At 52.4% G+C, this 23,936-nt stretch carries 24 protein-coding genes, 1 pseudogene and 1 riboswitch; of the genes and pseudogenes, 12 read left to right on the plus strand and 13 right to left on the minus strand.

Annotated elements, in window-relative coordinates:
* Positions 1-16: 16 nt before the first annotated feature.
* The 3 genes from glnE (at position 17) to glgS (ending at position 4,858) form a co-directional block, all read left to right on the plus strand.
* A complete protein-coding gene (gene glnE / locus OGX90_RS05505; RefSeq protein WP_286623305.1) occupies positions 17-2,857 on the plus strand; it encodes a bifunctional [glutamate--ammonia ligase]-adenylyl-L-tyrosine phosphorylase/[glutamate--ammonia-ligase] adenylyltransferase in 2,841 nt (946 codons plus the stop codon).
* Positions 2,858-2,916: 59 nt separating this feature from the next.
* Complete coding sequence (gene hldE / locus OGX90_RS05510) at positions 2,917-4,350, plus strand: bifunctional D-glycero-beta-D-manno-heptose-7-phosphate kinase/D-glycero-beta-D-manno-heptose 1-phosphate adenylyltransferase HldE (RefSeq protein WP_286623308.1); 1,434 nt, start codon at positions 2,917-2,919, stop codon at positions 4,348-4,350.
* 301 nt (positions 4,351-4,651) lie between these two features.
* Positions 4,652-4,858: a cell surface composition regulator GlgS gene (gene glgS, locus OGX90_RS05515; RefSeq protein ID WP_008785836.1), complete on the plus strand. Its 207-nt coding sequence runs from the start codon at positions 4,652-4,654 to the stop codon at positions 4,856-4,858.
* Between the two features lie 33 nt (positions 4,859-4,891).
* Here the strand turns inward: glgS and ubiK are convergent, their stop codons facing one another.
* Complete coding sequence (gene ubiK / locus OGX90_RS05520; RefSeq protein ID WP_020996337.1) at positions 4,892-5,188, minus strand: ubiquinone biosynthesis accessory factor UbiK; 297 nt, start codon at positions 5,186-5,188, stop codon at positions 4,892-4,894.
* A 132-nt stretch (positions 5,189-5,320) separates the two neighbouring features.
* Positions 5,321-5,470, plus strand: a riboswitch (FMN riboswitch).
* A gap of 106 nt (positions 5,471-5,576) precedes the next feature.
* Between ubiK and ribB the strand changes: the two genes are divergently transcribed.
* Positions 5,577-6,230 carry a 3,4-dihydroxy-2-butanone-4-phosphate synthase gene (gene ribB / locus OGX90_RS05525; RefSeq protein WP_003828424.1) on the plus strand — a complete coding sequence of 218 codons (654 nt, stop codon included), beginning with the start codon at positions 5,577-5,579 and terminating at the stop codon, positions 6,228-6,230.
* A gap of 84 nt (positions 6,231-6,314) precedes the next feature.
* On the opposite strand, the gene dsbI is transcribed toward ribB, so the two are convergent.
* Genes dsbI through assT form a run of 3 tightly spaced genes read right to left on the minus strand, consistent with a single transcriptional unit; the run spans position 6,315 to position 9,495 of the window.
* The gene (gene dsbI / locus OGX90_RS05530; RefSeq protein WP_286623310.1) at positions 6,315-6,992 is read right to left on the minus strand and encodes a protein-disulfide oxidoreductase DsbI; all 678 of its coding nucleotides are present in this window, start codon (positions 6,990-6,992) and stop codon (positions 6,315-6,317) included.
* A 14-nt stretch (positions 6,993-7,006) separates the two neighbouring features.
* Complete coding sequence (locus OGX90_RS05535; protein ID WP_008785833.1) at positions 7,007-7,675, minus strand: thiol:disulfide interchange protein DsbA/DsbL; 669 nt, start codon at positions 7,673-7,675, stop codon at positions 7,007-7,009.
* A gap of 23 nt (positions 7,676-7,698) precedes the next feature.
* A complete protein-coding gene (gene assT / locus OGX90_RS05540) occupies positions 7,699-9,495 on the minus strand; it encodes an arylsulfate sulfotransferase AssT (protein ID WP_213752716.1) in 1,797 nt (598 codons plus the stop codon).
* Between the two features lie 395 nt (positions 9,496-9,890).
* Between assT and OGX90_RS05545 the strand changes: the two genes are divergently transcribed.
* A complete protein-coding gene (locus OGX90_RS05545) occupies positions 9,891-10,067 on the plus strand; it encodes a hypothetical protein (protein ID WP_003828416.1) in 177 nt (58 codons plus the stop codon).
* Between the two features lie 65 nt (positions 10,068-10,132).
* Here the strand turns inward: OGX90_RS05545 and zupT are convergent, their stop codons facing one another.
* Complete coding sequence (gene zupT / locus OGX90_RS05550; protein ID WP_003024600.1) at positions 10,133-10,906, minus strand: zinc transporter ZupT; 774 nt, start codon at positions 10,904-10,906, stop codon at positions 10,133-10,135.
* A gap of 147 nt (positions 10,907-11,053) precedes the next feature.
* Here zupT and ygiD point away from each other — a divergent pair, with 147 nt between their 5' ends.
* Positions 11,054-11,842 carry a 4,5-DOPA-extradiol-dioxygenase gene (gene ygiD, locus OGX90_RS05555; RefSeq protein ID WP_032945034.1) on the plus strand — a complete coding sequence of 263 codons (789 nt, stop codon included), beginning with the start codon at positions 11,054-11,056 and terminating at the stop codon, positions 11,840-11,842.
* Positions 11,843-11,927: 85 nt separating this feature from the next.
* Here the strand turns inward: ygiD and OGX90_RS05560 are convergent, their stop codons facing one another.
* From OGX90_RS05560 to tolC, 3 genes are all read right to left on the minus strand, one after another.
* Entirely contained in the window at positions 11,928-13,088 is a 1,161-nt protein-coding gene (locus OGX90_RS05560; RefSeq protein ID WP_079934119.1) for a glutathionylspermidine synthase family protein, read from the minus strand.
* Between the two features lie 5 nt (positions 13,089-13,093).
* Positions 13,094-13,771 carry a DUF1190 family protein gene (locus OGX90_RS05565; protein ID WP_003024591.1) on the minus strand — a complete coding sequence of 226 codons (678 nt, stop codon included), beginning with the start codon at positions 13,769-13,771 and terminating at the stop codon, positions 13,094-13,096.
* A gap of 147 nt (positions 13,772-13,918) precedes the next feature.
* Positions 13,919-15,397 carry an outer membrane channel protein TolC gene (tolC, locus tag OGX90_RS05570; RefSeq protein WP_286623313.1) on the minus strand — a complete coding sequence of 493 codons (1,479 nt, stop codon included), beginning with the start codon at positions 15,395-15,397 and terminating at the stop codon, positions 13,919-13,921.
* Between the two features lie 199 nt (positions 15,398-15,596).
* On the opposite strand from tolC, the gene nudF reads away from it, so the two are divergent.
* From nudF to parE, 5 genes are read left to right on the plus strand one after another with little or no spacing between them, the layout of a single operon-like run.
* Positions 15,597-16,229 carry an ADP-ribose diphosphatase gene (gene nudF, locus OGX90_RS05575; RefSeq protein WP_032945031.1) on the plus strand — a complete coding sequence of 211 codons (633 nt, stop codon included), beginning with the start codon at positions 15,597-15,599 and terminating at the stop codon, positions 16,227-16,229.
* A complete protein-coding gene (locus tag OGX90_RS05580) occupies positions 16,226-16,648 on the plus strand; it encodes a DUF1249 family protein (RefSeq protein ID WP_003024582.1) in 423 nt (140 codons plus the stop codon). The genes nudF and OGX90_RS05580 overlap by 4 nt, the downstream gene beginning before the upstream one ends.
* A 24-nt stretch (positions 16,649-16,672) precedes the next feature.
* A complete protein-coding gene (gene cpdA / locus OGX90_RS05585; RefSeq protein ID WP_016154517.1) occupies positions 16,673-17,500 on the plus strand; it encodes a 3',5'-cyclic-AMP phosphodiesterase in 828 nt (275 codons plus the stop codon).
* Positions 17,500-18,081, plus strand: a complete 582-nt coding sequence (gene yqiA / locus OGX90_RS05590) for an esterase YqiA (RefSeq protein ID WP_003024575.1) — start codon at positions 17,500-17,502, stop codon at positions 18,079-18,081. Before cpdA ends, yqiA begins: the two co-directional genes overlap by 1 nt.
* Before the next feature lie 28 nt (positions 18,082-18,109).
* Positions 18,110-20,002 (plus strand): DNA topoisomerase IV subunit B, encoded by a 1,893-nt coding sequence (gene parE / locus OGX90_RS05595; RefSeq protein ID WP_003024571.1) that lies wholly within the window; start codon positions 18,110-18,112, stop codon positions 20,000-20,002.
* 106 nt (positions 20,003-20,108) lie between these two features.
* On the opposite strand, the gene OGX90_RS05600 is transcribed toward parE, so the two are convergent.
* The 4 genes from OGX90_RS05600 to qseB all read right to left on the minus strand — a co-directional run bounded on the left by OGX90_RS05600 (position 20,109) and on the right by qseB (position 23,150).
* Positions 20,109-20,423, minus strand: a complete 315-nt coding sequence (locus tag OGX90_RS05600) for a putative quinol monooxygenase (protein WP_003024557.1) — start codon at positions 20,421-20,423, stop codon at positions 20,109-20,111.
* A 30-nt stretch (positions 20,424-20,453) separates the two neighbouring features.
* Positions 20,454-21,035 (minus strand): NAD(P)H-dependent oxidoreductase, encoded by a 582-nt coding sequence (locus OGX90_RS05605; RefSeq protein WP_003828397.1) that lies wholly within the window; start codon positions 21,033-21,035, stop codon positions 20,454-20,456.
* 109 nt (positions 21,036-21,144) lie between these two features.
* Positions 21,145-22,494 carry a quorum sensing histidine kinase QseC gene (gene qseC / locus OGX90_RS05610; RefSeq protein WP_286623316.1) on the minus strand — a complete coding sequence of 450 codons (1,350 nt, stop codon included), beginning with the start codon at positions 22,492-22,494 and terminating at the stop codon, positions 21,145-21,147.
* The gene (gene qseB / locus OGX90_RS05615; protein WP_003828394.1) at positions 22,491-23,150 is read right to left on the minus strand and encodes a quorum sensing response regulator transcription factor QseB; all 660 of its coding nucleotides are present in this window, start codon (positions 23,148-23,150) and stop codon (positions 22,491-22,493) included. Before qseB ends, qseC begins: the two co-directional genes overlap by 4 nt.
* 150 nt (positions 23,151-23,300) lie before the next feature.
* Between qseB and OGX90_RS05620 the strand changes: the two genes are divergently transcribed.
* A complete protein-coding gene (locus OGX90_RS05620) occupies positions 23,301-23,699 on the plus strand; it encodes a YgiW/YdeI family stress tolerance OB fold protein (protein ID WP_003024544.1) in 399 nt (132 codons plus the stop codon).
* Positions 23,700-23,744: 45 nt separating this feature from the next.
* Here OGX90_RS05620 and OGX90_RS05625 read toward each other — a convergent pair.
* Positions 23,745-23,936: pseudogene (locus OGX90_RS05625) on the minus strand (DUF2931 family protein); the annotation flags it as partial.

The raw sequence follows: 23,936 nt of genomic DNA on the forward strand, positions 1-23,936 counted from the left end.
AAAGGATAACCCGTAAATGAAGCAGCTCTCTTCACCGTTACAGCAGTACTGGCCGACCGTTGTTGAGCGGCTGCCAGCAGCAATATCTGAGTCCTCGCTTAGCGTTCAGGCGAAGTCAGTACTTACATTCAGCGATTTTGTCCGTGACAGCATTATTGCCCATCCCGAATGGCTGGCTGAGCTGGAAAGCGCTCCACCCCTGGCGGATGAATGGCAACACTATGCCGACTGGTTACAGCAAACATTGGCTGACGTTAGTGATGAAAACACGCTGATGCGTGAGTTACGCCTGTTTCGCCGTCGCATTATGGTGCGTATCGCCTGGGCACAGACGTTGTCGCTGGTGACCGAAGAGAGTATTTTGCAGCAGCTAAGCCATCTGGCTGAAACGTTGATCGTCGCCGCGCGTGACTGGTTATACGCCGCCTGCTGTCGCGAATGGGGTACGCCCTGTAATCCTGAAGGTGTGGCGCAGCCGCTGCTGATTTTAGGCATGGGGAAACTGGGTGGCGGCGAGCTGAATTTTTCCTCCGATATCGACCTGATTTTTGCCTGGCCAGAACATGGCAGCACACAGGGCGGGCGACGCGAGCTGGATAACGCCCAGTTCTTTACCCGTATGGGCCAGCGGCTCATTAAGGTATTAGATCAGCCCACAATGGATGGGTTTGTCTATCGGGTGGATATGCGTTTACGCCCGTTTGGTGACAGCGGTCCGTTGGTACTGAGCTTCTCTGCGCTGGAGGATTATTACCAGGAGCAAGGGCGCGACTGGGAACGCTATGCGATGGTCAAAGCCCGCATTATGGGCGATGCCGACGGCACTTACGTCAGCGAGCTTCGTGCCATGCTGCGGCCTTTTGTTTTCCGTCGCTATATTGATTTCAGCGTGATCCAGTCGTTGCGTAACATGAAAGGGATGATTGCGCGTGAAGTGCGCCGCCGTGGTCTGAAAGACAACATCAAGCTGGGGGCGGGCGGTATTCGCGAAATAGAATTTATCGTGCAGGTATTCCAGCTGATTCGCGGCGGACGTGAACCGTCGCTGCAATCCCGCTCGCTGTTACCGACGCTTAGCGCCATCAATGCGCTGCACCTGCTGTCTGATACCGATACGGAACAACTGCGAGCAGCCTATCTCTATTTACGCCGCCTGGAAAACCTGCTGCAAAGCATCAATGATGAACAGACCCAAACGTTGCCAGGCGATGAACTGAATCGCGCGCGGCTGGCGTGGGGGATGAACGTTGATGACTGGCAGCAATTAACTGATGTGCTGGCCAATCATATGGACAACGTACGCCGGGTATTTAACGAGCTGATTGGCGATGACGAATCTGAAACCCAGGAAGAGTCGCTTTCAGAACAGTGGCGCGAACTGTGGCAGGATGCATTACAGGAAGATGACACCACGCCGGTGCTGACGCATCTGGCGGATGACGATCGCCGGCGCGTGCTGTCTCTGATTGCTGATTTCCGCAAAGAGCTGGATAAACGCACCATTGGTCCACGCGGACGCCAGGTGCTGGATCATTTAATGCCGCATCTGCTGAGCGATGTCTGTACGCGTGACGATGCCTCAGTCCCGCTATCGCGCATTACCCCTCTGCTGGTAGGGATTGTTACCCGTACGACCTATCTGGAACTGCTGAGCGAATTCCCCGGGGCGCTGAAGCATCTGATTTCGCTCTGTGCGGCCTCGCCGATGGTCGCCAGCCAGCTGGCGCGGTATCCGCTGTTGCTCGATGAACTGCTGGATCCGAACACCCTGTATCAACCCACCGCGACGGACGCCTACCGTGATGAGCTGCGCCAGTATTTGCTGCGCGTGCCGGAAGATGACGAAGAGCAGCAACTTGAGGCTCTGCGCCAGTTTAAGCAAACGCAGCTACTGCGTATTGCTGCGGCTGATATCGCCGGTACGCTGCCGGTGATGAAGGTGAGCGACCATTTAACCTGGCTGGCGGAAGCTATTATTGATGCGGTAGTCCAGCAGGCGTGGACGCAGATGGTCGCGCGCTACGGTCAACCCACTCATCTTGGCGAACGCGAGGGGCGTGGCTTTGCCGTCGTCGGGTATGGCAAGCTGGGCGGTTGGGAGTTGGGTTACAGCTCGGATCTCGATTTGATCTTCCTGCATGACTGTCCGATGGACGTGATGACGGACGGTGAGCGTGAGATTGACGGGCGACAGTTCTATCTGCGTCTGGCGCAGCGCATTATGCACCTCTTCAGTACCCGTACTTCGTCCGGTATTTTGTACGAAGTGGATGCGCGTTTGCGTCCGTCAGGGGCGGCGGGAATGCTGGTGACATCGGCTGATGCTTTCGCCGATTATCAGCGTAACGAAGCCTGGACATGGGAGCATCAGGCGCTGGTGCGTGCTCGCGTAGTGTACGGCGACCCGCAGTTGACCTCTCAGTTTGATGCGATTCGTCGCGATATCATGACCCTCGTCCGCGATGGGAAAACCTTGCAGACCGAGGTGCGCGAAATGCGTGAGAAAATGCGTGCCCATTTGGGCAATAAGCATCGCGATCGTTTTGATATCAAAGCGGATGAAGGCGGCATCACAGACATTGAGTTTATTACGCAGTATCTGGTGCTGCGCTATGCGCATGAAAAACCGAAGCTGACGCGCTGGTCGGATAACGTGCGCATTCTGGAATTACTGGCGCAAAACGACATTATGGACGAGCAGGAAGCGCTGGCGCTTACCCGTGCTTATACGACGTTGCGTGATGAACTTCATCATCTTGCGTTGCAGGAACTTCCGGGCCATGTGGCGCTGGAGCACTTTGACGCTGAACGTACGCTGGTGCGTGACAGCTGGCAGAAGTGGCTGGTTGCCGAGTGAAGTGTGCTATTATCGCGCGCAAATTTTAAGACCCTCAGAGAATCTCTCAGGAGACAGGAATGAAAGTAACGCTGCCAGAGTTTGAACGTGCAGGAGTCATGGTTGTCGGTGATGTTATGCTGGATCGCTACTGGTACGGTCCTACCAGCCGTATTTCACCTGAAGCGCCGGTTCCGGTGGTGAAGGTCGATACCATCGAAGAACGTCCCGGTGGCGCAGCAAACGTGGCGATGAACATTGCCTCTCTGGGAGCGAATTCGCGTCTGGTGGGCCTGACCGGTATTGACGACGCGGCGCGTGCGCTGAGCAAAACGCTGGCGGATGTGAACGTAAAATGCGATTTCGTTTCCGTGCCGACCCATCCGACGATCACCAAACTGCGCGTGCTTTCCCGCAACCAGCAGCTGATTCGCCTGGATTTCGAAGAAGGTTTTGAAGGTGTGGATCCGCAGCCGCTGCACGAGCGTATTAACCAGGCGCTGGGTTCTATCGGTGCTCTGGTGCTCTCCGACTACGCCAAAGGCGCGTTGGCAAGCGTGCAGCAGATGATTGCTCTGGCGCGTAAGGCTGGGGTGCCGGTGCTTATCGATCCGAAAGGAACCGATTTTGAACGCTACCGTGGCGCAACGCTGCTGACGCCGAACCTGTCTGAGTTTGAAGCGGTGGCGGGCAAGTGCAAAAGCGAAGATGAACTGGTTGAACGCGGCATGAAAGTGATTGCTGATTTCGACCTTTCCGCACTGCTGATCACGCGATCCGAACAGGGGATGACGCTGCTGCAGCCGGGAAAATCGCCGCTGCATATGCCGACCCAGGCGCAGGAAGTGTATGACGTGACCGGTGCGGGCGATACGGTTATCGGCGTGCTGGCGGCGACGCTGGCGGCGGGTAACTCACTGGAAGAGGCGTGCTATTTTGCTAACGCCGCAGCCGGTGTTGTCGTTGGTAAGCTGGGGACCTCCACTGTTTCTCCGATTGAACTGGAAAACGCCGTGCGCGGTCGGGCCGATACTGGCTTTGGCGTGATGAGCGAATCTGAGCTGAAACAGGCCGTTGCCAGCGCCCGCAAGCGCGGCGAGAAAGTGGTAATGACCAACGGTGTGTTCGACATCCTGCATGCGGGCCATGTTTCCTATCTGGCGAATGCGCGCAAGCTGGGCGATCGCCTGATCGTGGCGGTCAACAGCGATGCTTCGACCAAACGTCTGAAAGGTGAAACGCGTCCGGTCAACCCGCTGGAACAGCGTATGATCGTACTGGGCGCGCTGGAGGCCGTCGACTGGGTGGTCTCTTTTGAAGAAGATACGCCGCAGCGTCTGATTGCTGGCATTCTGCCGGATCTGCTGGTCAAAGGCGGCGACTATAAGCCGGAGCAGATTGCGGGTAGTGAAGAGGTGTGGGCGAACGGCGGTGAAGTGCTGGTGCTGAACTTCGAAGATGGCTGCTCCACGACTAATATCATCAATAAGATCCAGAAAGACAGCGATAAATAACACCTGAAAAGTTTGCCGGATGGCGGTGTGAACACCTTATCCGGCCTACGTGACGTAACGTTTGTAGGCCGGATAAGACGCTTTCGCGTCGCCATCCGGCTTTTTTTCGCTTTATTCTTCAGCCGCAGCGCCTCTTTCCCTGATATACCCGCCATATTTCATGCCCTCTTAGATTTCATAGGAAACTGTGAACCCGCGCAGTAGTTTTGCGCACAATATGTACAGAATAACTTCGTATCCAGGGAAATACTGAAATTAGAAAAAGCATATGGCCTTAGCAGATATTCAATAACTGGAGGGTATGCTCATGAACAGCAATATGTATTCACTGAACAATTTCGATTTCCTGGCCCGTAGTTTTGCCAGGATGCAGGCTGAGGGCCATCCCATTGATATCCAGGCGATAACCGGGAATATGGATGAAGAACATCGTAGCTGGTTTTGCAAACGCTATGCGCTGTACTGCCAGCAGGCGACGGAAGCCAGGAAGCTAGAACTGGAACACTAACAGAAAAACGGGCCTTGCGGCCCGTTGTCGTTTTTACTCTTGGGGATCAACTGACGGGATCGCGGGGGCAGGCTTAACGTCTGCCGTTTTATCACGTGATTCAAGCTCAGTCAGACGTTGCTCAAGCAGCGCCAGCTTTTCACGCGTGCGCAATAAAACCTGAGTCTGTACATCGAATTCTTCGCGGCTTACCAGATCCAGACGGGTCAGCTGTGACTGCAGCGTTTGACGAATTTTCTTCTCGACGTCTTCGCCAAACTCGCGGATCCCTTTCGGCATCGACTCGTGAACCTGACGAGCAATCTGCTCAATTTTTTTCGGGTCAATCATTGTGGTTTCCCTGAACTGGTACGTGTTGCTGCCTATTGTAGTGCGAACTGGCACAGGCATAAACCAGAATTGTGTGAAGCTAAGACGAGTAAAGGCGTTGATGAAGGTAATCAATAGCGTTATAGTTAACCCGCTTATTCTCAGGGCGGGGCGAAATTCCCCACCGGCGGTAAATCAACTGATGTTGAAAGCCCGCGAGCGCTTTTTGTTACGGCAAAAAGGTCAGCAGATCCGGTGTAATTCCGGGGCCGACGGTTAGAGTCCGGATGGGAGAGAGTAACGATCCAGTCGGGCATGGACCCGCTCACGTTATTTTTTTGCCGCTTAGACGGTACTCCTAAGACTGCCCTGATTCTGGTAACCATAATTTTAGTGAGGTTTTTTTACCATGAATCAGACGCTACTTTCCTCTTTTGGTACGCCTTTCGAACGTGTTGAACATGCGCTGTCTGCGCTGCGTGAAGGACGCGGTGTAATGGTGCTTGACGACGAAGACCGTGAAAACGAAGGCGATATGATTTTCCCGGCAGAAACCATGACCGTAGAACAGATGGCGCTGACCATCCGTCACGGTAGCGGTATTGTTTGCCTGTGCATCACTGAAGACCGACGCAAACAGCTCGATCTGCCAATGATGGTGGAAAATAACACCAGCGCTTACGGTACCGGTTTTACCGTGACCATTGAAGCCGCAGAAGGCGTAACCACCGGCGTTTCCGCAGCAGACCGTGTTACAACGGTGCGTGCGGCAATTAAGGATGGCGCAAAACCTTCCGATCTTAACCGTCCGGGGCACGTTTTCCCGCTGCGTGCTCAGGCTGGCGGCGTGTTGACCCGCGGTGGTCATACTGAAGCAACCATCGACCTGATGACGCTGGCAGGGTTTAAACCAGCCGGTGTGCTGTGCGAACTGACCAATGATGACGGCACCATGGCCCGTGCGCCAGAGTGCATCGAATTTGCCGGTAAGCATAATATGGCTGTAGTGACTATCGAAGACCTGGTGGCTTACCGTCAGGCGCATGAGCGCAAAGCCAGCTAATTGCTGACTACCGCGACAACCGTGGTAGGGATAAAAAAACCGAAGTCAGTTTTCTGACTTCGGTTTTTTGTTATTGCAGCCTGGCTATTTAGTTCTGGCCAGTTTAAGTGCCCAGGCTCCGCTCATTACCAGCAACAGCACTAAACACAAACCAAAAGCGAGCAGGCAAGCCTGCGCCATATTCATAAAATGCCATGGCGGGAGCAGATACCAGCCTTCGGACTGCTGGTACAAATCGACAAACCACTTTTGCATGCTGCTAAGCGCTACGCCATCAGGAACGACAGGTGCGTCATAGCCGCAATCTCCAGTGGGCTTAAACCATTCTGGAGCCCAGTTTGCCAGCGGCAAATTGAAAGGGAATGTCGGATCGGTGGAACATCCCTGTACGCCAAAGAGCGAATCCGGGTCCGGGTTATGTACCGCATAATGAATGCCATTAAGTTTGATAGAGAACTTAATGCCCATAATGCTGCCATAAAATGCCGCAATGCAGCCGACCAGTTTTAGAATGAGGTTTTTAGGGTTTATTGCCGCGATCAGCCCACCGAAAACCATCACAAACATGGCAAAGCGGATGTATACACATTGCTCGCAAGGGGCCATGTAGAGATAGATTTGGAAGAACGAGTGCGCCAGAATAATTAACCCACCCATGGCACAAGCCATTAGCAACCACAAAAAGCGTCGCTCCTGCCATCTCACCAGGGTATTAACCGGTGCGGTACATAAGTCTCGCCACAATCCTTTGATAAAATCCATAGCCGGTTCCCTGTTTATTTTGTCGCCAGCTCTCTGACAAGCTCAGCCATGGAATCAATCGATTTGATGCTTTTGGTGTAGATCAGGTACTTACCATTGACGACGTAAGCCGGAACCCCCTGGATTTTGGCAACATCATAAGCCGCTTTCCATTTTTCCAGTGTCTCCTGGACTACGGGTTCTTTTAAGGCGCTCTCGAAGTCTGCTTGACTCATACCTGCAGCGTCCAGTCCTGTTTTGATGAATGAAGCGGGATCTTTACCGTCAGACCAGCGTTCTTTCTTATCGTGGTAGGCAGTGTAGTAAGCAAACTTAGCTTTTTTGAACTGTGATTTGGCATCAAACAATGAAATTCCTGCGGCCTGATCCTTAGCAATCATTACTGCAAATACTTCACTGGCCTGTTTGCCGTATTCTCCTTTGGTCTCGAGATGAAACGGTGTGAAGGCGACGAGATCGGCAACTTTATCTGACACCGGGCCGGTCACGGCTTTATCATATTTGTAGCAGAATGGGCAGGCGTAGCTGAATACTTTGATCAACGTTTTATCAGCATTGGGAATCGGTTTCTCCAGCACCATATAGTCAGTACCTTCAGTAAAAGCCGATGCTGCAAATGGTGAAACCAGCGCTGCCGTTAATACCACGCTTTTAAATAATGAAGTAATCCATTTAGATGACATAATTAATCCTTAATCTAACGAAATTATTTAAATATTTGTTGTGGGCGAACCAGTAATGCGCGGTAGTGCGTTTGGTTTGGTTTATCGGAAAGGACATCAATTTCGACTTTGACTTCTTTTGTTTTGTAGTCAATTTCGTTGATTTTGCCGATGGTTGGCTGTCCAACGTCAAATAAATTAATAGAACCACCAAATCCAAACATCGTGTCGCGGTCTTTTTGATATTCAATTACCGACGTGATAGGACTGTAGAAATCATAACCGCGCTCTTTCCCGTATTCCCAAACTTGCTGAACGGTTCCTTTTTTCTCGTCAATTTTATATTCGACGAATCGGGAGTATTTCATTGTTGGTAGAGCCGGTTGTTCGAGTCCACGGCCATCGCCATTGTCAAAGATGGTTAGCGTTCCTTTGCTGGAGAGCCAGGCGGTGTGTTGGGTGTAGGTAAAATCGAAATCAGTATTCTCGCACTTACCGTTTTCATCACACTTCAGCGCGTTGCCCTTATCATCAACCGGTTTTAACAGTTTGCTTGCCAGCGCCTTATTCCAGCCTTTAGACGGTGCCAGGATCCATTTAACCTGTTTATCACGACCGATTTTGACGACACCCTGATGGCGGGAAGAAAGAATGATGGAGTCATCTTTAGCGTCATAGGCAATGGAGTTGACGTGAGCCCAGTTACGGCCCGCACCAACGCCGAGGGCGTCACCATAGGGGGTATCTGGCTCCAGTTTCGCCTGTTGGCCTGCGTGAGCGAGATCCACGTTGACGCATACCGCGCCTGCGTCCAGCGCACCCAGCAGCGCGTCACGCATCGGGTCGAGAATTTGTGTCAGATCCCATACGTCAACAACACGTCCAGATTTATCGACTTCAATAATCTGGTCGCGGATGGTATGTACGTGAAGGCCATCTTCTTTGCGATAATCGCGTTTACCCACGCGAAGCAGTACGGTGCCGTTCACTGTTTCGACCGACTCATGCGACGCGTCGAGGAATCCGCGAGGCAGCTTATGGTCGGCCAGAATTTGCCCCAGCATATCGAATTCATACCAGTGCTGGCCCTGGACGGCGGTGAAGGTGCCTCGCGGTGTTTCACGAATACCCATCAGGTAGCCGCGCTTGTTGATATCCATGTCATGGCCGTCATAGAAGGTGTCCTGATCCAGCCACCACCGATATTCACCTTCCGTATCGACGACAAAGGTAAAGGGTGCGATATCAAAGGGGAGTGCGCCGCCAGCTGGACCCGCATCCAGGATGCCGGCATTTTTATCTTTTTCGCCATGCCAGTGGAATTCTGCACCCTGCGGGGTAAAGGTGTGGGTATTCACCAGATAAAGACGATCTTCAAAACCCGGTGCTACTTTAATCACTTTTGTTTGCTGCAAATCAGATATTGAGCGGTTATCCATGTAGTGATTTACGATGGCTGATGTTTGCACCACATAATCATCTTTCATGGCCTTACCGTTTTCTTTATATTCAACGGTTACCTTATTTGCGAACTTTTGATAAAGGCCAAAAATAGGAATGCCATCGTACGTGGCGAGTGACTCTTTGCCGACGGTATAAGTCACCGGAACGCCTTTTTCACCTTTACCATGGACGGTAACTTTAACATCTGAAATAACGTGGCTATCTAATTCAACCAGCGCAGTAAGCGGGGCATTTCCATAAGGGTCAACTACTATTGCGCCCAATTTTCCTGCAGGTTGGGCCGGTTGAAAACCAGCGGCAAGAGAGTTTCCTGCTGCTAATCCAAATGTCAGTGCCAGAGTCCCTGCCAGAAGTGTTTTTCGGTATTGTGTAAACATGGATATATCTCCTTATATTACCTATAAATATAATCTTGCTGAATATATTATGTTTTTACGGTTTTGATAAAATAAAATGGTATTGCTAATACTACTTTTGTAATGCATTAATTAATATTGATGAAATGTATTATTCTTCAGGAGCTAATTTTTATTATTTTTTGATAGTATGAGTGAGATATTTTAAGAACAATATTTATTATTGCGTAGTGTGATCTTGTCGACATTGTTTTAATTGTCTATAACGAGTTTGGCTAATAGCTTAGCCGCTGATTTATATGATCGAAATCATATATTTGTTTCTGAAATATGCCACTATATGAGTATGTCAGAATAAGGTTGTGTAAAATTTTAACGTTAAATGTTTAATGATGTTAAATTTTAAGGGTAGAAGAATGTTTATTGCCTGGTATTGGATTGTATTAATTGCACTCGTTGCGGTGGGTTATTATTGCCATATGAAACGTTATTGTCGGGCATTCCGCCAGGACAGAGATGCCTTACTTGAAGCGCGAAACAAACTCTTTCGTCGCTCTGGTGAAGATAACAGCGCGATTAAGGAACAGGATTAGTCCTTCATATTCTGCTATGGATGAGCGGATGCTGTAAATTTGCAGGGTGGCATCCGCCCTCTGGATTATCCGATTCCCATTGACTGGAGGATGACGAGGCTTAATCCCATCACCGACATTCCACATAACACCCCATAGCTGGGATTATTATTGGGATCGATCTCTTTTGCCAACGGCATCAATTCATCGACGGACAGCGCCACCATAATACCTGCGACAGCCGCCATTATTGCCGCCATCACCACCGGTGATATCAGGCTACCGAGAATTAACCACGCCAGTACGCCGCCCAGTATTTCTGCCATACCTGAAATCCCTGCCCAGAATATCGCCGTACGTTTGGAGCCTGTGGCGGCATAGACGGGACCCGCCACCGCTAATCCTTCAGGAATATTGTGCAATGCAACGGCGAGGGCAATACCAAAGCCCAGCTCAAGGTTGCTACTGGCGGTAACAAACGTCGCAATCCCTTCAGGAAAGTTGTGCAGGCTGATGCCGAGCGTTAATAAAATCGCGGTGCGTTTAATAGAGCCGGGTAGAGGCTGCGTTGTTTTTTGTACCAGATCCTGAGGGTGCGCGTGCGGCAATAGACGGTCCAGGCCAAAGTAGCCCAGTAAGCCAACGATGAACATTCCGTAGCCTAATACTGGCGACATACCTTCAGCGGCCAGCGCAGCAGGTAGCATCTCCATAAGGGAGATCAGTAGCATAATCCCGGCGGCGAAGCCTAAAGAAAAGGCGAGAACGCGGTTAGACGGTTTTTGCCCTAACACGCCGAGAAATGCGCCGATAAACGTGGCGGCACCTGCCAGTAAAGTCAGAAGTAAAGGTACTGACATCGACAAATAAAACTCCTTATCAATCTGCTATCCGGGTTGGATCGTCAAAATAACTGATGATCTTCATCATCGTTATCTGAGTTCTTCATCAACCGAATAAGCGTATTGTGGTGGTATCAAAATGACTCCCTCAGTAAGGATATCATCATGTCTTCAACTCGTATGCCAGCATTGTTTTTGGGTCACGGTAGCCCGATGAATGTTCTGGAAGATAACGTTTATACCCGTGCCTGGCAGCAACTGGGGGAAACGTTGCCGCGTCCGAAAGCCATTGTGGTGGTCTCGGCGCACTGGTTCACCCGTGGAACGGGTGTGACTGCGATGGAAGCCCCCAAAACGATCCACGATTTTGGCGGTTTTCCGCAAGCATTATATGACACCCATTACCCGGCTCCCGGCTCGCCTGAACTGGCGCAGCATCTGGTTGACTTGCTTGCTCCTGTGCCTGTTACCCTGGACAAAGAAGCCTGGGGTTTTGACCACGGTTCCTGGGGCGTGCTGATCAAGATGTATCCGAATGCGGACATTCCGATGGTGCAGTTGAGTATCGACAGCACCAAACCCGCGTCATGGCATTTTGAGATGGGCCGTAAGCTGGCGGCGCTGCGTGATGAGGGCATTATGCTGGTGGCCAGTGGTAACGTGGTGCATAACCTGCGCACTGCGCGCTGGCACGGTGAGAACACGCCTTATCCGTGGGCGACTTCATTCAATGACTATGTTAAGGCAAACCTGACATGGCAGGGACCGGTTGAGCAGCACCCACTGGTGAACTATCTCGATCATGAAGGTGGATCGTTGTCGAACCCGACGCCGGATCACTATCTGCCGCTGCTGTATGTACTCGGGGCTTGGGATGGTAAAGAGTCTGTCACGATCCCGGTAGATGGTATTGAGATGGGAAGTTTAAGTATGTTGTCGGTGCAGGTAGGATGATGAATGCCCGATGGCACTGCGCTTATCGGGCATTAAGTTCGCGTCGTAGGCCGGGTAAGGCGAAGCCACCACCCGGCACTTTCAATCATTCGACAAAAATATGCGGATAGAAACGTGACAGATCCTGCGTGATCAACGCGCGGTCTTCACGAATGCCGATCCCAGCTGGTTGATCGTTGATCAGCCAGCTGCCAATCAGCATATAGCTGTCGCCAAACTTCGGTAGCTGATGGAACTGCTGCACGATCATGCCTTCTTCACCGTACGGTCCTTCCACGGATTCGATCGTTTTACCGTTCTCAATGATGGAGACATTAGCCCCCTCGCGCGAGAAGATCGGTTTGACGACGAATTTATCCATCTGCGGATGGTCGTCTTCGGCGAAGTACGCTGGCAGCAGGTTCGGATGGTCCGGGAACATTTCCCATAACAGCGGCAACAGTGCTTTGTTGGAGATAATGCTCTTCCAGGCCGGTTCCAGCCAGCGAACGCCAGCGTCTTCCAGCTTGGTGGAGAACATTTCACGCAGCATGAATTCCCACGGATAGAGCTTGAACAGGTTAGCGATTACCTGATCCTGCATGTCGGTGAACTGACCTTTTTCACCAAGACCAATATCTTCTACATAGAGGAATTCTGTAGCGATCTCAGCTTCGGCAGCGCAATCCTGCAGATACTGGATCGTACCGCGATCTTCTACCGTATCACGACAGCAGGTCAGATGAAGCAGTTGAAAACCATACTGCTCACGTAGCTCGGTGAAACGCTCGATCAGTTTTTCCTGCAGACTGTTGAACTGATCGCTGCCTTCCGGCAGGTTGCCCGCATTGAGCTGATCTTCCAGCCAGATCCACTGGAAAAACGCGGCTTCGTACAGCGAGGTTGGCGTATCGGCGTTGTTTTCTAAAAGCTTGGGTTCACCCGTGCCGTCCCACGCCAGATCGAGACGTGAATAGAGCGACGGTTGCTGTGTCTGCCAGGACTGGCGGACAAAGCCCCAGGTATGCTTCGGAATGCGAAACTTGGTCATCAACTCATCGCTGGCGATGACCTTTTCCACCACCTTGAGGCACATTTGATGCAGCTCTGCGGTGACCTCTTCCAGCTTTTCAACCTGAGCAAGGGTGAGCTTATAGTACGCGTCTTCACACCAGTACGGCTCGCCGTACATAGTGTGAAAATTGAAACCGTATTCGGTGGCTTTGTCGCGCCAGTCCGGGCGCTCAACAATACTGACTCTTTCCATGACGATCAGCCACCCATTGAACGTGTGGTGGTGCCGCTTGCGCTACGCTGCATGGTGCTCTGTTTGGCCACAGACTCACCAAATCCGCCGCGGGTTACGGTAGAGGTGGTGGCTGGTTTCGGTGCCATAGCGGTTTTCGGTACGGTCATGGTGCGACCCGGCGTTGCTGCGCCGTAGTTTTTACCGCTGGCATCAGTGTATTTGCCGTAAGCCGGGCTGGCTGGGTTTTTCGAGCTGAACAGCGGTTGCTGAGCGCCCATTCCGCCGCCCATCAGTCGACCCATCATGTAGCCCGCCATCAGCGGCATCCAGAAGCTGCCGCTGCTTTGATTCTGTGCCTGAGCCTGGCCTTCACCGGTCGGTGCCATACCCGCTTGCGCAGGAGCCTGCTGGCACTGGCCTTCGCCGAATTCAGCGATACAGTCTTCACGAGTGGCGTATTTTGGCGCGGTACGTTCAGCTTCTTTCAGCGCATTGTTAAACGCGGTAGTACATTCGGCGCTTTTACCCGGATTCGCCGCAGAGCAGTCGTCAGCGTTCTGATAAAGCGAAACCGTTTCGTCGCTCTTTTCACAGCCCGCGAGCATAAACACAGCGGTAACTGCCAGGGCGACAGGAGTCAGATGGCGCGCGCTCCAGCTTTTGCGGAACGAGGCGTGATGTATAGATTTTGTCCGTTTCATTTGTGTCTTCCAGTACCCAGTGGTAACTCTGCTCAGAATAGAGGATGACTGGTCGAAATTGAAGCGGTAAGAGGCGAGAATGCGGAAGAAGGGGCGGATCTTTACGTTGTCTTACGTTCAGACGGGGCCGAAGCCCCGTCATCAGCATCAGTTACGGAACGGGTTGTTGCCGGTGCTGCTGGTTGAACGTACTGCTGTCGGCTGCGCCGCAGGTGTCGCGCTGTTGGACGTATAACCGTCCGCCGCGGCGTCTTGCTGCGCATTTTCCGGCGCGATCGTATCCGGAGTCGTGGATACTGGTTTACCCAGCGTATTGTTCAGTGCCACCAGATCCTGCTCGTTCAGCGTACCGAGCGCAGATTTGACGTTTAACTGGTTGATAAGATAGGTATAACGCGCATTCGCCAGTTGCTGCTTGGCGTTGTAAAGCGTGGTGGTGGCATCCAACACATCCACAATGGTACGTGTACCTACAGAATAGCCGGCTTCCATCGCATCCAAAGAACTTTGTGCAGAGACAACCGCTTGTTTGTAAGCGTTAATGCTACTGATAGACGCATTAATGTTGTTGAACGAAGAACGAACGGTCTGCACCACGCTGCGGTGTGCGCTTTCCAGTTGTTCACTCGCGCCAACAAAGTTGTACTGCGCTTGTTTCACCTGCGAGTTAACCATTCCGCCCTGGTACAGCGGCAGTGAGAAGCTCAGACCGATTTTATTCTGGCCCATGTTGCTGTCGTCATACTGGGAGCTGTTGGTTTTAGACCCGCTGTACGAGGTGTCAGATACCCCGGTAGAGGCGGTCAGGTCCAGAGTCGGTAAGTGACCATCCTGTGCCAGACGAATCTGCTCACGTGCCAGATCCTGGCTCAAACGGGCCTGCAATAACGACAGGTTGCGGTTTTCTGCTTCTTTCAGCAGCGCATTCACCGCCTGCGGCTTGTTGGTTTTAAAACCATCAACGTTCAGTGAAGCCAGTTCCGGATAGTAGTTACCGGTCACCTGGCGCAGCTGTTCTACCGCGTTATCCAGATTGTTACGCGCGGTAACTTCATTCGCCAGTACAGTATCGTATTGTGAACGGGCGTTCTGTACGTCAGTGATGGCAACCAGGCCAACGTTAAAACGCTGTGTTGTCTGATCTAACTGACGATAGACCGCATCTTTCTGTGCCTGAGTGTAAGAAAGCACGTCAATTGCGTTCAGTACGTTAAAATAGGCCGTGGCGGTGTTCAGGATCAGCGTTTGCTGATCGGTCTGATAGGTCACGTCCTGGATGCCCGCTGATTTTTCTTGCAGCGTCAGGGCACGCCATTTAGACATGTCGAACAGCGTCTGAGTCAATTGTAATGACGCGCTGGTTGCATTGGAGTTGACGCCATTTGCATCACGGTAACCATTGCTGTAGGTGTAATCGGCACCTAAACCCAGTTGCGGCAGCAATGGACTACGCGCTTCGTTAATTTTTTCGAATGCAGCATCGCGATCGGCGGCGGATTTACGCAATTCCGGGTTGCTCAGGCGTGCTTGCTGATAAACCTGCATCAGGTTTTCTGCCTGGCTCAAAGTACTGAACCCCGACAGGCTCAGGCCGATAAGGATGGGGAGCAATTTCTTCATTTGCATTCCTTGTTGTGAAGCAGTATTTAGCGCTGATCAAATTGTAAAAATATTTGCTGATTCTAGCAGAATCCGCCACTTCAAAAAGTTGGCGTTACGTGCCATACGGCGTTAATTTGCATCAATTTAACACAAGGGCGTTCAAACATCAGTCAAACGACCTTGAAATTCACATTTTAATCACTATTGGTTTCAGGACAGCACAATGCGTAAACCAGACAACTTGCCAATGACTTTCACTAAAAATGATGTAGAAATTATTGCACGAGAAAAGCTATACCGCGGTTTTTTTTCACTGGATCTTTATCGGTTTCGCCATCGCCTGTTTAACGGGGGGATGAGCGGCGAGGTAACGCGCGAAATTTTTGAGCGCGGACACGCGGCAGTCTTGCTACCCTTTGACCCTGAGCGAGATGAAGTTGTGCTGGTCGAGCAGATCCGTATCGCGGCATTTGATACCAGCGAAAGCCCGTGGTTACTGGAGATGGTGGCCGGGATGATCGAAGAGGGCGAAACCGTTGAAGATGTAGCCCGTCGTGAAGCAATGGAAGAGGCCGGGCTGGAAGTTAAACGGACGAAGCCCGTTCTGAGCTATCTGGCAAGCCCGGGTGGCACCAGTGAACGCCTGTCTATTTTAGTCGGCGAAGTGGACGCCACGACCGCGAGCGGGATCCATGGTCTGGCTGATGAAAACGAAGATATTCGTGTTCATGTGGTGAGCCGGGAACAGGCTTATCAATGGGTTGAAGAGGGGAAAATCGACAACGCAGCGTCTGTCATCGCCTTGCAATGGTTACAGCTGCACTATCAAGAGTTAAAAACTGAGTGGAAAAAATGAAGCGTTACACACCTGACTTCCCTGAAATGATGCGTCTGTGCGAAACCAACTATTCGCAATTGCGCCGCCTGCTGCCACGTAATGATGCAGCCGGTGAAACAGTGAGCTATCAGGTAGCAAACGCACAATATCGGTTAACGATAGTTGAATCGACCCGATACACTACGCTTGTTGCGATCGAACAAACGGCACCGGCCGTCACATACTGGAGCCTGCCGTCATTGACCGTGCGCCTGTATCATGACGCAAGGGTGGCTGAAGTGTGTTCAAGTCAGCAGATCTTTCGCTTCAAAGCGCGGTATGATTATCCAAATAAAAAGTTGCATCAACGCGACGAAAAGCATCAAATTAATCAGTTTTTGGCCGACTGGTTACGGTACTGTTTAGCACATGGAGCGATGGCGATTCCGGTTTATTAGCGTCGTGAAACCTAAGGACACCATTTGGAAAGCCTGTTAACCCTTCCTTTGGCTGGTGAGGCCAGAGTCAGGATCTTACAAATTACAGACACTCACCTGTTTGCCGAAAAGCATGAAACGCTGCTGGGTGTGAACACCTGGGACAGCTATCAATCCGTACTGGATGCAATACATGCAGAGTCGCCTGAGTACGATCTGATCGTCGCGACGGGTGATTTGGCGCAGGATCAATCCGCTGCGGCTTATCAGCATTTTGCTGAGGGCATCGCAAGTTTTCGTGCGCCCTGCGTTTGGCTACCGGGCAATCACGATTTTCAGCCGGCAATGTACAGCGCGCTGCAGGATGCGGGCATTTCCCCGGCCAAACGCGTTTTCATTGGCGAACAGTGGCAAATCTTGCTGCTCGACAGCCAGGTGTTCGGCGTTCCCCACGGTGAGTTAAGTGAATTCCAGCTCGAATGGCTGGAGCGTAAACTTGCTGATGCGCCAGAGCGTAATACCTTGCTGCTTCTGCATCATCATCCTCTGCCTGCGGGCTGCAGCTGGCTCGATCAGCACAGTCTGCGTAATGCCGCTGAACTGGATAACGTGCTGGTGAATTATCCTCGCGCCAAGTATCTATTGTGCGGGCATATTCATCAGGAACTGGATCTGGACTGGAACGGACGCCGTCTGCTGGCGACGCCGTCGACCTGCGTGCAGTTTAAACCGCACTGTTCCAACTTCACATTGGATACCATCAGCCCAGGCTGGCGGACGCTGGAGCTTTTTGCCGACGGGACGTTGCAGACTCAGGTACGTCGTCTGCAGGGTAATCGGTTCCACCCTGATACCGCTTCAGAAGGCTACTGATGTCTACGCTTCTCTATCTTCACGGATTTAATAGCTCTCCTCGTTCGGCGAAGGCGTGTTTACTGAAAAACTGGCTGGCGGAACACCACCCGCACGTTGAGATGATCGTGCCGCAGCTACCTCCGTATCCGGCGCAGGCCGCAGAGATGCTGGAATCGATCATTCTTGAACACGGCGGAGAGTCGCTGGGGATTGTCGGTTCCTCTTTAGGCGGCTATTACGCCACCTGGCTGTCGCAATGTTTTATGCTGCCGGCAGTGGTGGTGAACCCTGCCGTACGGCCTTATGAACTGCTGGTCGACTATCTCGGTCAAAACGAGAACCCCTACACGGGGCAGCAATATGTGCTAGAGTCACGCCATATTTACGATCTTAAAGTCATGCAGATTGACCCGCTGGAAGCGCCGGATTTGATCTGGCTGCTCCAACAAACGGGCGATGAAGTGTTGGACTACCGCCAGGCGGTGGCGTATTACGCCTCCTGCCGTCAGACAGTTATTGAGGGCGGAAACCACGCATTCACGGGCTTCGAAGATTATTTCAACCCGATTGTCGATTTCCTTGGACTGCACAGTTTCTGACGATCAATTCGAATTGCTTATTTAAACCATGACGCAAACTTATAACGCTGATGCCATTGAGGTACTCACTGGGCTTGAGCCGGTACGCCGTCGCCCTGGGATGTACACCGATACGACCCGTCCGAACCATCTTGGGCAGGAAGTGATTGATAACAGTGTGGATGAAGCACTGGCGGGCCACGCGAAACGCGTGGACGTGATCTTACATGCCGACCAGTCTCTGGAAGTCATTGATGACGGACGCGGCATGCCGGTAGATATTCACCCTGAAGAAGGCGTTCCGGCGGTTGAGCTGATCCTCTGTCGTCTGCACGCGGGCGGCAAGTTCTCTAACAAGAACTACCAGTTCTCCGGTGGTCTGCACGGTGTGGGTATCTCCGTTGTTAACGCCCTGTCCAAACGTGTGGAAGTGAACGTGCGCCGCGACGGGCAGGTATACAACATCGCGTTTGAGAATGGCGATAAAGTGCAGGATTTACAGGTTGTCGGTACCTGCGGCAAACGCAATACCGGGACCAGCGTGCACTTCTGGCCGGATGAAAGCTTCTTTGACAGCCCGCGTTTTTCTGTTTCGCGTTTAACGCACGTACTGAAAGCCAAAGCGGTACTGTGCCCAGGCGTTGAGATCACTTTTAAGGATGAGGTCAACAACAGCGAGCAGCGCTGGTGCTACCAGGATGGTTTAAATGACTATCTGAGCGAAGCGGTGAATGGCCTACCGACGCTGCCGGAAAAACCGTTTATCGGTAATTTCAGCGGTGAGACGGAGACGGTGGACTGGGCGCTGCTCTGGCTGCCGGAAGGCGGCGAGCTGCTGACCGAAAGCTATGTGAACCTGATCCCAACCATGCAGGGCGGTACGCACGTTAACGGTCTGCGTCAGGGACTGCTGGATGCGATGCGCGAGTTCTGCGAGTACCGTAACATCCTGCCGCGTGGCGTGAAGCTGTCGGCGGAAGATATCTGGGATCGCTGTGCTTATGTGTTGTCGGTAAAAATGCAGGATCCGCAGTTTGCCGGACAAACCAAAGAGCGCCTCTCTTCGCGTCAGTGTGCGGCATTCGTCTCTGGCGTGGTGAAAGATGCATTCAGCCTGTGGCTGAACCAGAACGTGCAGTCAGCCGAACTGCTGGCTGAGATGGCGATTTCCAGCGCGCAGCGTCGTCTGCGTGCAGCGAAAAAAGTAGTGCGTAAAAAGCTGACCAGCGGGCCGGCGCTGCCGGGTAAACTGGCGGACTGTACCGCACAGGATCTTAATCGCACCGAACTGTTCCTTGTCGAAGGTGACTCGGCGGGCGGATCGGCCAAGCAGGCGCGCGATCGTGAATATCAGGCGATCATGCCGCTGAAAGGTAAGATCCTCAATACCTGGGAAGTCTCTTCCGATGAAGTGCTGGCTTCGCAGGAGGTTCACGATATTTCCGTGGCGATCGGTATCGATCCGGACAGCGACGATCTGAGCCAATTGCGCTATGGCAAGATCTGTATCCTGGCGGATGCGGACTCCGATGGTCTGCACATCGCTACGCTGCTGTGCGCGCTGTTTGTGAAGCACTTCCGCACGCTGGTGAAACACGGTCACGTCTACGTGGCGCTGCCGCCGTTATACCGTATCGACCTCGGCAAAGAGGTCTATTACGCGCTGACGGAAGAAGAGAAAGCGGGCGTACTGGAGCAGTTAAAGCGCAAGAAAGGCAAGCCGAACGTGCAGCGCTTTAAAGGTCTGGGTGAAATGAACCCGATGCAGCTTCGTGAAACTACGCTGGATCCGAACACCCGTCGCCTGGTGCAGCTCATTATCGATGATGAAGACGATCAGCGTACCAACGCAATGATGGATATGCTGCTGGCCAAGAAGCGTTCTGAAGATCGTCGTAACTGGTTGCAGGAGAAAGGCGACCTGGCGGATCTCGAAGGGTAATTGCATGTAGAAAAGCCGGAGACGGGCGTAAAATGCCTTATCCGGCTCTCATCTGACGAAGCGATTTATGCCGGATAGCTAAGCGTCACCCGGCAAATCGACAATCTTAAATGCCCGACTCCAGAATACGAATATTCATGTCCAGCACGTCACCTTTCACGGCTTCGCTGTAGGCTTTCATATGCGGGGTCTGCAAATGCGCTTCAAGATGCGCGATGCTTTCCCACTGCTCAACCATCACGATTGAATCTGGTGCTGTAGTCTGAAAACTCACACCTGCGGCGTGATCCACCATCGGCGCATAGCCGTGGCAGCCTTCTTCTTTCAGTACGGTCGGAACGATTTTGGCAAACTGATCCAGTACCGCCTGGCGGTGATGTTGACCTGGACGTGTACGGATTTCTGCAATAACGGTAAGCATGGTTAACTCCTTCTAATTCCAGGTTACCAGTTAACCAAAAATTTCGGTCAGATGCTTGCGATATTCTGCGATATAACGCGGGACGTCCGGCATTTTAATCACGTCATTGGTGATAAAGGTCGGCAGCGCTTCCATTCCCAGGAACTGGTTTGCTTTATGGAACGGGAGATAGACGCCATCAACGCCAACGCCATGGAAGAACTGGTCTTTTTCAGTGAAGGCTTCCATCGGTGCGTTCCAGGTCAGGGACAGCATGTATTTTTTGCCCTGAATCAGCCCGCCGGAGCCGTATTTTTTAGAGGCATCTGAACGTGTGCGGCCGTCGCTGGCGTACAGCGTACCGTGACCTTCGGTAAACACGTCATCGATGTATTTTTTCACGGTCCACGGTGCGCCCATCCACCAGCCAGGCATCTGCCAGATAACCGCATCGGCCCAGACGAAATTCTGCACTTCTGCTTTTACGTCATAATCGCTGTCTGCGCGTACGACTTTAACATCATGCCCGAGGTCGCGCAGGATACCGTCCGCGACCTCGGTCAGGGTGTCATTCAGTTGACCATTAGAATGGCCGAATTTTTTCGCCCCGTTGATAATCAGAATGTTGCTCATTTTGTGTCCTCAAGGAAATACGTTTGAGGACGATTTTACTCCCACCAGCGGTGCGGTGAAATTAGCAAAATGTGCAAAGTCTTTTGCTATATGAGCAACAATAACGCAATTACCAACTGACTTTTGCTTCAAAGCCACCTTCCGGAGCGTTGCCGAACGAGGCTGACATCCCATGCAATATCGCGATACGACGGACAATCGACAGGCCGAGACCGCTACCGGTCACGCTTTGTCCCGGTGGACGATAAAAGCGTTCACCGATATGTGTAAGTACCTCCGGCGCAACGCCAGGACCGTTATCTTTGACTCTGAAGTTACGGGCGTTGAGCGTCACTTCCACAATGCTCCCCTGCGGACTGTAGCGAATGGCATTATCCAGCAGATTTCGTACCATCAGGCTCAGCAACAGCGGCTGTCCTGTGCGCGTGATATTGTGTGCGTTAATCTGCAAACGTACGTCAATATGCGCCTGCTGGGCCGGGTGGTAGATATCCATCACCGCGGATTGCAGTAGCTCCTCCAGCGAGATTTCTGCCACATCCTGAAGATTATCGAGGGAGTCGAGGCGCGAAAGCGTCAGGAGCTGATCGACCAGTCGGGTGGCGCGTTCAATTCCCGCATGCAGCTGCACCAGCGCTTTTTCCCGCGTTTGCGGGTCGTCGTCTGACAGTTGCACCACTTCGGTTTGCACCTTCAGCGCGGTCAACGGACTGCGCAGCTCGTGAGCGGCGTCAGAGGTAAAGCGCCGTTCGCGGACCATCATAGAGTGAATGCGAGTAAACAGCTGATTAAGCGATTCAACCAGCGGGCGCACTTCGCTTGGCACACCTTTCGGGTCGAGCGGTTCTTCTGATTCCGGGGCGCGCCAGCGCAGAGCTTGCGCCAGTTTTTTTAGCGGCCTGAGTTCGCGACTCAGCATGACCACCAGGATCAGCAACATCAGCGGCAGCGCAACCAGCCACGGGGTTAACTGTGCGGTAAGGATCGACAGCGCCATATCCTCCCGGTATTCCCACTCCTGGCCCACCACAATGCGATATTTTCCATCAGCGGAATTCAGCCACAGGAAGCGCCAGGAATCGTTGTCGCCCCTGAGTTGGCCGTCGCTAAACCCCTCCCGGCTGTAGCTGTAGGGAATATCCTGGCCATTGTCGCCATCGTGTAGCACCATTTTGCCGTCGGTGGAGTAGATGGCAAACGCCAGTGCGTCGTCATCAATATGGCCATGTTTCAGTTTTTTTGGCGTGCGGGCCATATTGCTTGAGGTGGTGACATCGCTGATATCCAGCGTGCTAAGCCGCTTGGCGAACAGCATCAGCTGCGTATCAAACAGCTCATCGACATTATCGGTAGTCTGCCTCCAGGCCACAAAACTGGATACGGCCCAGGTTGCTGATGCCAGAATCAGAAAAATAAGCGTTAGCCTGACTCGCAGGCTGAGGCGTTGTGTAAGTTTCATGCGTCACCCAGGGTATAGCCAATGCCATGCACGGTACGGATAAAGTCGCTGCCGAGCTTACGGCGTAAGTGATGGACGTGGACCTCAACCGCATTGCTGGAGACATTTTCGTCCCAGGTATACAGTTTTTCTTCAATCAGTTTGCGGGGCAGGACGCGACCTTTGTTGCGCATCAGCAGTTCCAGCAGCGCGAACTCTTTAGGTTTGAGTGACAAAGGTTCACCCGCCGCCGTGGCGACCAGCGCGCCGGGATCGAGCGTTACCTGGCCATGGCACAATGTGTTGCTGGCCTGACCGCTGGCACGACGCACCAGCGCCTCCAGTCTGGCGGCAACTTCGATCAGCGCAAAGGGTTTGCACAGATAGTCATCTGCGCCCAGGCGCAGGCCTTCTACGCGTTCTGCCAGCGCGTCGCGAGCGGTCAGAATCAGCACAGGCTCCTGCTTTCCGTTGGCTCGCCATTCGCGCAAAATGTCCCGTCCGTCTATGCCTGGCAGCGTCAGGTCGAGGATTACCGCATCATAAGGTGCGCTGTAGAGTGCTTCTTTCCCTTGGCGACCTTCGGTAAACCAGTCGATGCTGAAACCCATTTTACTCAGACCTGTTTTCAGGCCATCGCCAATCAACGTGTCATCTTCGATCAGTAAAATACGCATATGTTCATCCCTGCGATAACTCATTTGCAGTCAGTAAACCTGTGGCTACAGTCTCTGTACAGCAAAAAAAGTATCTTTTTTTGCCTTAAGAACTTGTTAAGGATTAACTTATTTAATAGTCGTAAACCAACATGAAAGGGAGACATGACGATGAAAAAATTAGCTGCAATGGTTGCCGTAATGGCACTGTGTTCCGCACCTGTTCTGGCAGCTCAGCAGGGCGGCTTCTCTGGGCCAACGACAACCACCACGCAGAGCCAAAACGGCGGATTTGTCGGCCCTAACGGTAGCAGCACGACGGTAGAAAGCGCCAAATCACTGCGTGATGACACCTGGGTTACCCTGCGCGGGAACATCGTTGAGCGTATTTCCGACGACCTGTACGTGTTTAAAGATGCAACCGGCACGGTGAATGTGGATATCGACCACAAGCGCTGGAACGGCGTAACCGTCACACCGCAGGATGTGGTTGAAATCCAGGGTGAAGTGGATAAAGACTGGAACTCCGTTGAAATCGACGTGAAACAGATTACCAAAGTTGCTAAGTAATCCCCATCAGGGCCGCATTCGCGGCCCTTTTCTTTAGAACCAGTCTTAATCCCAGTTGCCATAGGGGTAGGTTTTACCGTTGATAAATGCCTGCGTTGACCGGAGGAAGGTAAAACTGCCGCCCGGGACGACGTAGTCTTTACACAGGGTCAGGTCTTTGCCGGAGCGGGTTGTCAGTTTCAGGGGCGTGACCGGCAGGCTGGGGCGTCCGGCGACATCGGAAAACCAGATTTTGAC

This window comes from Citrobacter sp. Cpo012, assembly GCF_030333015.1.
Classification (GTDB): Bacteria; Pseudomonadota; Gammaproteobacteria; order Enterobacterales; family Enterobacteriaceae; genus Citrobacter; species Citrobacter portucalensis.